Genomic DNA, 11,616 nt, shown 5'->3' with positions numbered 1-11,616 from the left:
ACCGTAGAGGTACCTTATAAGAAATAAGACGCCCCCGCTGAGCCGAAAAAGGAGTCAACGCCCGCTGCTTCGCAACCGAAAGCTCCGGCAGCTACGAAGACGCCTACGCGTTCGACCAAAGCTCCCGCTGCTAAAAGTGCTAAAGTACCCGCAACGGCCAGCAAAAGTGAAGTAGCCACGACGAATGATAGCGTCGAGCCGACCGATATTGAAACGCCCGATATGCCTCACTAAGAGCCACTCGCTGACTACTAGAAATGGAGGAGCCTCACTAGCTCCTCCATTTTGTATGCACTAATTTTTTGCCTTATGTTTCGTATTCTTCTGTTACTGCCGGTGCTTTTCGTGGCCTGTGCCCGGAAACCGGCTTCTTCCCAGTCTTCAAACCTCTACCAAAGCAGCGACTTCACCGCTGAGAACCAGTTTAGCGGGAACATCGAAGGTCCCAGTTTCGACGCGGCAGGGAATCTGTACGTAGTCAACTTCAAACAAGATGGTACCGTCGGTAAAATCAATGCTCAGGGACAGGGCGAAGTGTTCGTAACCTTACCGAATAAGAGTATTGCCAACGCCATTCAGTTTAACTCAAAGGGCGAGATGTTACTGGCCGATTTTGTGAATCATAACATTTTGAAAGTGAACATGCAGACGAAAGAAGTCAGCGTATTTGCCCACGATGATCGGTTCAATCAGCCCAATGACATTTGCATCACCAAGAAGGACGTGCTGTATGCTTCCGACCCGAAATGGAAAGATAATACGGGCCAGCTCTGGCGAATCGACCCGGATGGCAAGACGACCCGGTTATTGGAAAACCTGGGTACTACCAACGGAATTACGCTGAGTCCCGACGAAAAAACATTGTACGTCAACGAAAGTGCTCAGCGGAAAATCTGGAAGTACGATTTAGACGCTCAAGGCAATGTGCAGAATAAACAGCTTTTCCACGAATTCACGGATTTCGGCATGGATGGCATGAAGTGCGATCAGAAGGGAAATCTGTACTGCACCCGGCACGGCAAAGGCGTCATTGCGATTTTGAGTCCGCAAGGGAAATTGCTGCGGGAAGTACCGCTCAAGGGCAAAAGCTGTAGTAATCTCGTTTTCGGTGGAAAAGATAAAAAGACCGTATATGTTACCCTTCAGGACCGCCGAGGAATGGAGCAGTTTCGGGTAGAAACCCCTGGAAAATAAAGTACAGAAAGCGACGGTTGAATAAGGAATTCGTTGGCAGCGTTTCAGGCAAGTTTGTATTCAGGAAATGGAATGTTTTTCCTGATTCAAACGTCCGCTTGAAACGCTGCCTTTTATTTTGGTTACCGTCTTTCCAGGAAAAGCTTAGGCTTGCAGTTCGAATAATTTAGCCAGCTCCGTTGCTTCAGCGGGCATCATGCGTCCGGCCAGAACCAGACGTAATTGACGGCGACGAAGGGCGGCATCGTACAGCGATTTTTCCTCGTCCGTCTGCGGCACTACTTCCGGAATATCCGTCGACGGTTTTCCATCGGCTCCTACGGCCACGAAGGTGTAAAAGGCCCGGTTGGTCATAAAGCGTTCACCGGCTGGAATATTCTCCGCGTGTACGTCGATGAATACTTCCATGGACGAATTGAACGCTCGCGTCACGAAAGCCCGCAGCGTAATGACACTCCCCAGGGGAATCGGGTCTTTAAACGCTACGTTATCCACCGAGGCCGTAACGACCACGTGGCGGGAATGCTTCTGGGCGGCAATCGCACCGCAAATATCCATCAGACGTAATAGGTTTCCCCCCATCAGATTACCCAGATTATTGGTATCGTTAGGAAAGACCATTTCAGTCATGGTCGTCAGGGATTCGGAGGCAAATTTGGACTGAGTCAAAGCAGTGAATGTTCAGAATCAAGATTCAACGTTGATGAAGAAGCGGGTTTCGCCAGACCCGGAGTCCGACGAAGCAATCGAACGAGCGGCTTACCAACCGCTCGTGTAGTTTACGGTAAAATTCGCTGGAATGAATCGGCTATACCAAACAACTCCGCTAAATTCGTCGAAAATTAGTATCAAGCCATGAATTTGCCAGACTGGTTAACCTTTTTAACGGATTCCCGGGAGATTATTCAAACCGGTGGCCTGGTGGCCATTACTTTAATCGTTTTCGCGGAGAACGGTTTATTCTTTGCCTTCTTTCTTCCCGGCGATTACTTACTTTTTCTGGCGGGCGTATTCTGCGGAACGGGCGTACTAAACGTGACCCTGCCCGTACTACTAGCTTGTATTCTGGGGGCGGCCGTGTTTGGTTCGCTGACGGGGTATCTCTTTGGGAAGTACTTTGGTGGTAGGCTCGAAAACCGGCCAGATTCCCTGTTTTTTAAGAAAAAGAACATCGAAACGACTCGCCAATATTTTTTAAAGTACGGTTCCAGTGTGTTGATTATCAGTCGATTCCTGCCCGTGGTTCGTACCTTTGCACCGATTTTGTCGGGCATGATCAAGCTTGATTTTCCGCATTTCATGACCTACAATGTTATCGGTGGGGCTCTTTGGACAATTCTGCTTTCGGGCGGTGGATACTATCTGGGCGAGAAGTTTCCCGGTATTATTAACTACGTGCATTACATCATCATCTTCTTCCTGGCCGTCACGACGTTTACAGTCGTTAAAGGCTACCTAAATGCCCGTCGGGATATGAAGTAAGCGAGCGGGTTGAATGCCTAAGCAAGAGGCTTTGCATCTTACTTGACAATACCGATAAAGCCGTAGACCGCTCCAAAATAGTGAGTATCCCTACTAATGTTTGTATTGGATGAAAATGGACAGACTCTCTTTAAGAGTATGGGTAAGGGTAGTAAGACAGTGACTGCTTGCCGAGAAAGTGACTCACATGATCGAATTGCTGCGAACGGAAAAGTAAAGCAAAAAAGAAAAGGCCGGGCAACCGGCCTTTCTTCGTTAATTCTGACAATGTTTCTTTAACAATTTTGTAGCTTCTTTTTCTCCCGCTCGTTCCAGAAGTTTCCAGTCCTGGCACGCTTCCGGCAGGCGGTTGAGTTTGTAGAAGGTAGCGGCCCGATTGAAACGAATCGATACGTTGCCGGGATCTAATTCAATACACTGATTGAATACGGCCAGTGCCTGATCGTACCGCTGGCGATTGTAGTGTTGCAAACCCGTTTCAAACAAATCTTTCGCCTTCAATGCTTTGATGTCATCCAAGGAGAGTTGCCGATTTTCGGGGATGCCATACGGGAACTCGTAGTTTACCTGCACCCGTACCGGCTTGCGGCCAACGGTTGCGGGAATCCACATGCCTTCGGAAGCTTTGATGGCCGTTCGCAGGTTGTCATCCATTTTCGGGTCCGAACTCTCTACGATTTGAATATTTTCAATCCGGCCCGTACGATTCACAATGAAGCTCACTCGAAAGCGATCCCGACGCGGACGAGCCAGTTGCCGGAACGCATCTTCAATATACGTATAAGAATTCTGGTACGTTTCGTAAAAGCTACTGTCAATCAAGCGAGTACGAAACTTAGGGTAGATTGTTTCGTTCATCACATAGAACGTATCCCGATCAAAGCGGGCGGCGGGAAGAACGAATTTCTTACGGATGTAATCGTCGTAGCTAGTAGCTTCCTGGCGGGCACAGATAAACCGAAGCTGATCATTACGCATGACGGACGAAGTCTGCTCGGAGAGCTGTAATTCATAATCCGTGAGCTTATCGATCGTATAGGTGGCGTTTTCTGCTGTACGGATGCGGTTTCCATTCAGCGTGTAGCTTACAGTGCTAGACTTCTCGTTGGTATAAAACCGCAATCGCCGATCTTCGAAGACAAAAACGATAGTAGACTTATCGACTTCAGCATCACTCATCATTTGGTACCCGTTGCGGTATTCGACCCGTTTCGCTACCCAAACACCTTTGAGCTTCTCTTTATCAATATCCTGAGCCAGTAAAGACTGGGAAAACAAAAAAATCAACAACAAACAAAACGGTTTCATGGCAGTCGTTTTGGATCTATCTTAAGGTCGTGAGCTGGAAAATGTTTTCGCTGCTCCGGTCCGGCTATACCAGCCAGTGGCCGAAAATGAACGACTCCAGGGACTTCGACAAATATAGTTTTTTCAATTAACGAAAATTAACGTAATCTGATGAAGAATTACCCGGCATTCAACCGCCTTTACTAAAAATCCGTTTCCCTGGGGAGAAGAAAGGACGGTCAAAGACAGTATGAGCAAATAAACGTTTGTACCAGTCTTTTTACACCACAAACTAGAAGAAAAAATGCATAGAATGGTACAAAAAGATTATACAGTGGGGCAAGATACGACATAAGACGGGCTTTTTGGGCATCAAAAATGACATTTCCAGTAGTAGAAGGTGCCCAGTCGCGTTGGAATCTGGTACGGAATCAGCACGGTAGAAAAGCCAGCCTGAGCTAGTAATTCCGGCCAGTGACCCGCCGGACCCAGTCCGTTCTGGGTCGGATCGATCCAGTGGACGAGGCGTCCCAGTACCTGCTGTATCGAGCCTTGGGAAGGCCCCCAGTCTCCCAGCCAGAATGTGCCGCCGGGCTGGAGAATCCGTCGGATTTCCCGAAAGTAAAACAGTGATTCTTCGACTGAAAAATGTTCAAAAACCCAAGTACTCGTTACGGTACCAAACCGCCCGGCAGCGTAGGGCAGAGGACCTGAAGCGTAGTAATCAACGGGTACGGATTTTCGGCGACTCACGCGAACCATGTACGGGTCGGTATCCAATCCCCGAATGGTTTGCTGGGGATGGGTCTGCTGTAACTGCTGGAGGAAATTACCCGTACCACAACCAAAATCCAGTAAGGGCTGATGGGCGTTAATATGTTCGATGAGATAAGAACGAATCTTACGTTCGGGTACGCCTAGCCACAGAGCCCACTCGTACGCGGGCGTCAGGAATGAATAACCAAGGGCAGGGTGGGGGTTGGACATACAAAATCAGAGAAAAGCAGGGGCTTAAAACTCGGCATGGAAAACAAAAGAGAAACGTACTTCTTGATGAATTTAAGCGAATTCTAATAATCCTTCTGTTCCCTTTTTCAAATTAGTTATTTTTGCAAATCGGTCTGGCTGTAAAGGACCTTTTCCAAGTGATTGTACCCGAAGTACTATGAATATTTCCCTTAATTGGCTCAAACAATACATTTCCCTGACCGAGTCGCCCGAAGAATTAGATCAGTTACTGACGGGCTGTGGCCTTGAAGTGGAAGAAATCGAACGCATTGATTCCGTACCGGGTGGTTTGCAGGGCGTGGTGATTGGCGAAGTATTGACGTGTGAGCCGTTTACCGTCAAAGAAAAACAATTACACCTCACCACCGTCGACATTGGAACGGGCGAGCCCACGACCATCGTTTGCGGAGCTGCGAACGTCGCCGCGGGTCAACGCGTGGTCGTCGCCACGGTAGGAGCCACCATTTATCCAACGAACGGTGAGCCGTTTACCATCGGTAAGCGTAAAGTGTACGGTCACCCTTCTGAAGGGATGATTTGTGCCGAAGACGAGCTGGGTCTGGGTACCAGCCACGCGGGAATCATGGTACTCACCACCGATCTCCCCAACGGCACGCCCGCAGCTACTTACTTCAAGCTGGAGCCGGATTACCGCATTGTGATCGGCCTGACGCCCAACCGGGCCGATGCCGCTTCGCACATTGGCGTCGCCCGTGACCTGAAAGCACTCTTACATCGAGATATTAAGCTGCCTTTTGCGGATAACTTTTACGCCGCCAATAATCAGCATCCGATTGAAGTCGTGGTGGAAAATACCGAAGCTTGTCCACGGTTCTGTGGGGTTACGATTGACGGGGTGAAAGTAGCCGAATCGCCCGATTGGCTCAAGCAATCGCTGCTTGCGATTGGTCTGCGGCCCATCAACAACATAGTTGACGTAACCAACTTCATCTGCCACGAGCTGGGTCAGCCCATGCACGCGTACGACTGGCACGAACTGGCCGGACAGAAAATCGTGGTGAAAACCATGCCGGAAGGAACGAAATTCGTGACGCTCGACGGCATCGAACGGACGCTTTCCAGTGAAGACCTGATGATCTGCGATGCCGAAAAACCCGTAGGCATTGCGGGCGTATTTGGTGGTCAGGAATCGGGCATCAAGGAAACGACGACGCGTGTTTTTCTGGAGGTAGCCTATTTCTCACCGGACTGGGTACGTAAATCATCCATGCGACATGGTTTGAAAACGGACGCCAGTTTCCGATTTGAACGCGGTACGGACCCCAATTTCAAGCTGTATACCCTCAAGCGGGCGGCACTGCTCATGCAGGAACTGGCCGGCGGAAAGATTACGAGTGAAATTACGGATACGCACCCGGCTCAGTTCAAACCCGCTCAGGTGCTGATGAGCTACCGGAATATTGACCGCCTGATCGGCCAAAAAATTCCCCATGAGCAAATCCATCAGATTCTGACTGATCTGGATATCAAAGTCTGGAATGGTACGGAAGAAGGTTTCACGGCTTCGATTCCAGCCTATCGGGTAGACGTAACGCGGGAAGCTGACGTGATTGAAGAAATCCTGCGGATTTACGGATTGAATAACATCAGCCTGTCGGCTAATCTACGGACCGACTATCTGGCGAAATTTCCCGAGCCTTCCAAAGACCGGGAACGCGTTCCGTTCAAAATTTCTCAGTTGCTGGCCGGAGTTGGTTTTCAGGAGATTTTCACCAATTCATTGACGAAACCGGCCTACGCGGCCAGTATAAAAGATAGTCTGCCTGGTGAAGATGTCGAGATTCTGAATAAATTGAGCGAAGATTTGGGTGTGATGCGGCAAAGTATGCTGTTTTCCGGACTGGAAGCTCTGGCCCATAACGTCAATCGTCGTCAACGGGATCTGAAGTTTTTCGAATTTGGGAAAACGTATCACAAGATGCAGCCTCACCAGTACGTCGAGAAACCGCACCTGGCTCTGTACTTAACCGGAAACATCGTTTCGGAAAGCTGGCAGCAGAAAAGTCGGCCCGTAGCTTTCCACGATCTGGTTAGTACGGTGAACCGGATTTTCAAAAAAATGGGTGTGAAAGGCCTGACTACGCAGGAAGTAGAAGCGGGAAACGTCTGGGCGTATGGTTTGCAGTATCTCAAAGGAAAACAAGTACTGGCTACCATCGGTTTAGTACGCAGCGATCTGACCAAGCTTACGGATCTGAAACAGGCGGTATTCTTCGCTGATCTGGATTGGACCGCTTTGCTGGATCATTACACCACGGAAGTGACATTCCAGGAGATTTCGAAATTTCCCGAAGTACGCCGTGATTTGTCGCTGGTACTGGATAAAACCGTTAGCTTTAAACAGATTCAGGAAGTCGCTTTCAAATACGAGAAAAACCTCCTACAGAGTCTGAACGTATTTGATATTTACGAAGGACCGAATCTGGGCGAAGGCAAAAAGTCGTACTCGGTAAGTTTCACTCTGCTGGATGCTTCGCAAACGCTGACGGATAGTCAAATCGACAAAACCATGAATCGGCTGATGCTTGGTTTTGAAAAAGAATTAGAAGCTGTCATTCGAAAATAAGTTTCAGGGTACGGAAAGCGATTTCCGTACCTCCAAACGCTAAACGTACCATACCCTTGATGAATCCCCTGGATACCTCCCGCTCGGCGGATGAACTGGAAGAGCGTCTGCGTGCCAAAGGCCAGCATCTGGAACTGAAGATACGCACGCTCATTTCCCAGATGGAGCAAATGAATATGATCTTGCAGGACAAACAACGGGAGCTGGAAGGCCTGCATTCGTTGTTGAAGGAGCGGGATGAAATCATCAAAAAGCAGAAAACGGAGCTTTCGGACTTACGGAAACGCAGTGAGCAAAAAGGCCGCATGAGCCGGGTTGCTCTGGATTCCCTGAACCCCGATAATCCCGAAGCGTTGCGTATTCAGGTTGATCATTTCATCCAGGAAGTGGACAAGGCCATTAAAAAATTATCGGAATAGCGATTCACAAGGAATTGCTGTACCAAAGAAAAGTGAAGCAAAACCAGAGGGTGTAAGGGTAAAAAAGAACCGATGGCCTAGGCGAAAATAGGATTAAAGCCTATAATTTATTGCGAAAAGCCAATCATTCGGAATGAATAGCCCACACAACATTTGCATAATTTCACTTTTAAGTACTAAACTTGTAAAAGTTTAGATTGTAATACAGGCCATCTGACCGGCTCAACCGCCGATTAAAAGACCGAAGAAAATGCAGTTAGAGCGATAATAAGCCATAACTACTTTTGCATGGGAACGAATCGTACCATCCACATACAGCTTGCTGGCACGCAATACGAAATGACGATTCCGAAAGAAGATGAACTCTACATTCGGGAAGCGGCTAAACTATTGAATCAGCAAATGCAGCAATTACTCGAGAAGGAAAATGTTCACAGCATGCACGAGCGGATGACCCGTGTGATGCTTTTTTGCATGGTTACTAATCTGAAGCTCAATGCCTTACAGCATCAGGCTTTTGCTCAGCTCGAAATGATGGATGAATTAGTCAATCCGGTACTGCGGAATTGATTGATACACTAAAGATCCCTGTTTTTCTTCACTTTTAACGGTCTCCGGCAGAGGGCTGTTTGGTTTCACTATTATTTAACCATACAGACAAATGCAGGATAGTAGTATTCTATTGTATTTGCTCGATACCCTCATTACAGCGGGAATAGTATTCTTTATTACCCGGATATTCTTAGGGAAAGCGATTAAAAATCGGGAAGCAGAGGCCGAAGTAAGAGCCGTCGACATTATTAAAAACGCCGAAGAAAAAGCGGAAAACCTCAAAAATCAGCGGATTCTTGAAGCGAAAGAAAATTTTCTTAAACGCCGAGCCGAATTTGAAGAAGAAACCAATAAGCGGAAACGGGTTCTTCAGGAAAATGAGGCGAAGCTGAAGGATTTTGAGCGTCAGGTCAATCAGCAACGCGAACAGGCCAAACGCAAGGAAGACGAACTGGAAAAGCAGCGGCAGCAGTTAGCCCAGCAGCAGGAGTCTGCGAAACGGAAAGTGGATGAGGCTGAGAAAGCCCGCACCAGTGCCGTTTCTCAGCTCGAAAAAATTGCCGGTCTGACTGCCGATGAAGCTCGCCAGCAACTGGTCGATAACCTGAAAGCCGAAGCGGAAACTCGGGCCTCCAGCTACGTAAAAAACATCGTAGAAGAAGCCAAACTGACGGCAACGAAAGAAGCGAAGAAAATCGTTATTGAAACCATCCAGCGGACGGCAGCCGAACAGGCCATCGAAAACTGCGTCTCGGTTTTCAATATTGAATCGGACGATATCAAAGGTAAAATCATTGGCCGTGAAGGACGGAATATCCGGACACTGGAATCGGCCGTGGGCGTAGAAATCATCGTAGATGATACGCCGGATGCCATCGTGATTTCGGGCTTCGACCCCGTACGTCGTGAAATCGCCCGTTTGTCGCTCCATCGACTGGTACAGGATGGCCGGATTCACCCGGCTCGTATCGAAGAAGTCGTAGCGAAAACGCGGAAGAATATCGAAGACGAAATCGTCGAAATCGGTGAACGTACGGTCATTGACCTAGGTATTCACGGCTTGCACCCGGAACTGATCAAGATGGTAGGTCGGATGCGTTTCCGCTCTTCCTACGGTCAGAATTTGCTTCAACACTCTCGCGAAGTAGCCAAGTTGTGTGCAACGATGGCTTCCGAACTGGGACTGAATGCGAAGCTGGCCAAGCGGGCGGGTCTACTGCACGATATTGGTAAAGTATGGCACGAAGAGCCGGAATTACCGCACGCCATTCTGGGTATGGAAATGGCCCAGAAGTACAAGGAGCACCCGGAAGTTTGCAACGCCATCGGAGCTCACCACGATGAAATTGAGATGACTAGTATGATTTCCCCCATCGTGCAGGTATGCGACGCCATCAGTGGTTCGCGTCCCGGAGCCCGTCGGGAAATGATGGAAAGCTACATCCAGCGTTTGAAAGACCTGGAAGCCCTGGCCCTCAACTTCAACGGCGTAGATAAGTGCTACGCCATTCAGGCCGGTCGTGAACTCCGCGTCATCGTGGATTCGGATAACGTGTCGGATGAAAAAGCGGGTCAGCTGAGCTACGATATTTCACAGAAAATTGAGAAAGAAATGCAGTATCCCGGTCAGATTAAAGTGACGGTAATTCGGGAAATGCGTTCCGTAGCTTACGCAAAATAAGCAAGTTTATACAAGCAAAAACCCCGCTGGTTAGTACCAGCGGGGTTTTTGCTTGTATAGGCGACTTATCTTCGCTTGTCTTTCACCCGTTTTTGTTCAAATCGGAATGAAAGGGCTTGGCTGCGGGCTGGATAAGTAATTTCGTAGAAGTGAGCCGCCCGATTGGACTGGAGTAAAAGTTTGCCTCGCATGGCCTCGCCCGGCTGCAGTATCATCTGGCGAAACGTTTCCCGCTCGAAGTTGCCCTGCTCCCAGGTAAGCTGATCCATCCGATTGCCAAAACGCTGGTGGTCAGCTACTCGCTTAACCGCCAGGGTTTGCCAGCCTGCGGCAATGCCCGCCCGTTTGGAAGCGTACTCCTGATACGTTTGCCGCGAGTTCGTTTGGGTCGCTACATCAGTGGCAACCAAACCCACCAGTAAGACGGTATTGAACACTTTATTGAATTGAAGAATCTTCCGTTCCTGCTTAATTTGTCGGGCTACTCGCTGCAATTCCAGGTCTGGATCCAGGCCTCGTTTTCGCCAAGGGTTGAGCGTACCAGCGGATGTTCTGTATAGTAACAGGGTTTGCGTTTCATCCAAGGCGGTAATTTCGAAGTCATGTGGTTTGATTTCGATGGGATGCTGGGTGAGATTCGTAATTTCAGTATCAAAAATCAGGTACTCGATTTTATCTCCCGGCTGACGGCTGAGATAAACGGATTCAAAAGCCGTAACGACTTTTAAGCTATCATTGATCTGACGAGCTACTTCCAGGCCATTTTCCCGCTGGGTATCCGGAGTAAGGGACTTAAGCTGAAGCGTCGAACGCGTACAGGAAGTTGAAAGAAGGACAATCGTAAAAATGTAGAGGTATGTTTTCATAGCTAGTGCGGATGCGGTTGACTAGCCGAAAATACAGAGGAAGCTCCTGATGATGAAAGAATTAACAGATTTTAACGACGAGCGTTAGTAACCAGAAATACATAAGGGAACGTTTTATGCCTCAGGTCAACGAAATTACGAAACGTTGCCTTGAGGCATAAAACGCTATTTAGAATACTTAATCAATAAGAGCGACCACCGAAATTTCTACGGAAACATCTTTGGGCAGGCGGCTAACCTGAACGGTTTCACGGGCAGGGTAGTCACCTGAGAAGAACTCGCCATAGATGGCGTTTACTTCCGCAAAATCGTTCATATCTTTCAGGAAGATAGTGGTCTTAACTATATTATGGTAATTCATGCCTGCTGCATGTAAAATTTCGCCAATGCTTACCATAACTTGGCGAGCTTCGGCCTGGATTCCGGCTTGGCTAGCGGCTAGATCGGCAGCGATCTGACCGGAAACATACAAACGACCATCTATTTTTACTGCTTGAGAATAAGGTCCGATGGGTGCGGGTGCATTGGGAGTGAAAATAA

Annotated in this window: 12 protein-coding genes; 6 read left to right on the top strand and 6 right to left on the bottom strand. The window is 48.4% G+C overall.

Annotated elements, in window-relative coordinates; translation table 11 throughout:
• Nucleotides 1-14: 14 nt before the first annotated feature.
• Entirely contained in the window at nucleotides 15-179 is a 165-nt protein-coding gene (locus ACOJTG_RS01700; RefSeq protein WP_420152220.1) for a hypothetical protein, read from the bottom strand.
• A gap of 130 nt (nucleotides 180-309) precedes the next feature.
• On the opposite strand from ACOJTG_RS01700, the gene ACOJTG_RS01695 reads away from it, so the two are divergent.
• Nucleotides 310-1,194 (top strand): SMP-30/gluconolactonase/LRE family protein, encoded by an 885-nt coding sequence (locus ACOJTG_RS01695; RefSeq protein ID WP_420152219.1) that lies wholly within the window; start codon nucleotides 310-312, stop codon nucleotides 1,192-1,194.
• A gap of 144 nt (nucleotides 1,195-1,338) precedes the next feature.
• On the opposite strand, the gene ACOJTG_RS01690 is transcribed toward ACOJTG_RS01695, so the two are convergent.
• On the bottom strand, nucleotides 1,339-1,863 hold the full coding sequence (locus ACOJTG_RS01690; RefSeq protein ID WP_102200854.1) for an acyl-CoA thioesterase: 525 nt from the start codon (nucleotides 1,861-1,863) through the stop codon (nucleotides 1,339-1,341).
• A gap of 186 nt (nucleotides 1,864-2,049) precedes the next feature.
• On the opposite strand from ACOJTG_RS01690, the gene ACOJTG_RS01685 reads away from it, so the two are divergent.
• Complete coding sequence (locus ACOJTG_RS01685; RefSeq protein WP_104709779.1) at nucleotides 2,050-2,676, top strand: DedA family protein; 627 nt, start codon at nucleotides 2,050-2,052, stop codon at nucleotides 2,674-2,676.
• Between the two features lie 255 nt (nucleotides 2,677-2,931).
• Here the strand turns inward: ACOJTG_RS01685 and ACOJTG_RS01680 are convergent, their stop codons facing one another.
• Nucleotides 2,932-3,984 carry a tetratricopeptide repeat protein gene (locus ACOJTG_RS01680; protein WP_420152218.1) on the bottom strand — a complete coding sequence of 351 codons (1,053 nt, stop codon included), beginning with the start codon at nucleotides 3,982-3,984 and terminating at the stop codon, nucleotides 2,932-2,934.
• A gap of 351 nt (nucleotides 3,985-4,335) precedes the next feature.
• Nucleotides 4,336-4,950: a class I SAM-dependent methyltransferase gene (locus tag ACOJTG_RS01675; protein ID WP_420152217.1), complete on the bottom strand. Its 615-nt coding sequence runs from the start codon at nucleotides 4,948-4,950 to the stop codon at nucleotides 4,336-4,338.
• A gap of 178 nt (nucleotides 4,951-5,128) precedes the next feature.
• Between ACOJTG_RS01675 and pheT the strand changes: the two genes are divergently transcribed.
• From pheT to rny, 4 genes are all read left to right on the top strand, one after another.
• Nucleotides 5,129-7,558, top strand: coding sequence for a phenylalanine--tRNA ligase subunit beta (gene pheT, locus ACOJTG_RS01670; protein ID WP_420152216.1), 2,430 nt, complete (start codon nucleotides 5,129-5,131; stop codon nucleotides 7,556-7,558).
• A 59-nt stretch (nucleotides 7,559-7,617) separates the two neighbouring features.
• Nucleotides 7,618-7,977, top strand: a complete 360-nt coding sequence (locus ACOJTG_RS01665; protein WP_094810557.1) for a hypothetical protein — start codon at nucleotides 7,618-7,620, stop codon at nucleotides 7,975-7,977.
• Nucleotides 7,978-8,265: 288 nt separating this feature from the next.
• On the top strand, nucleotides 8,266-8,547 hold the full coding sequence (zapA, locus tag ACOJTG_RS01660; RefSeq protein ID WP_102200859.1) for a cell division protein ZapA: 282 nt from the start codon (nucleotides 8,266-8,268) through the stop codon (nucleotides 8,545-8,547).
• Between the two features lie 91 nt (nucleotides 8,548-8,638).
• Complete coding sequence (gene rny / locus ACOJTG_RS01655) at nucleotides 8,639-10,210, top strand: ribonuclease Y (RefSeq protein ID WP_420152215.1); 1,572 nt, start codon at nucleotides 8,639-8,641, stop codon at nucleotides 10,208-10,210.
• 65 nt (nucleotides 10,211-10,275) lie between these two features.
• Here rny and ACOJTG_RS01650 read toward each other — a convergent pair whose 3' ends face one another.
• Nucleotides 10,276-11,076, bottom strand: a complete 801-nt coding sequence (locus ACOJTG_RS01650; RefSeq protein ID WP_420152214.1) for a hypothetical protein — start codon at nucleotides 11,074-11,076, stop codon at nucleotides 10,276-10,278.
• A 178-nt stretch (nucleotides 11,077-11,254) separates the two neighbouring features.
• Nucleotides 11,255-11,614, bottom strand: a complete 360-nt coding sequence (locus ACOJTG_RS01645; protein ID WP_420152213.1) for a Rid family detoxifying hydrolase — start codon at nucleotides 11,612-11,614, stop codon at nucleotides 11,255-11,257.
• Between the last annotated feature and the right edge of the window lie 2 nt (nucleotides 11,615-11,616).

Source organism: Siphonobacter sp., assembly GCF_048595215.1.
In the GTDB taxonomy this organism is placed as follows: domain Bacteria; phylum Bacteroidota; class Bacteroidia; order Cytophagales; family Spirosomataceae; genus Siphonobacter.
Note: the sequence above shows the minus strand (reverse complement) of the source record. Positions and strands in the feature narration are given on the sequence as shown.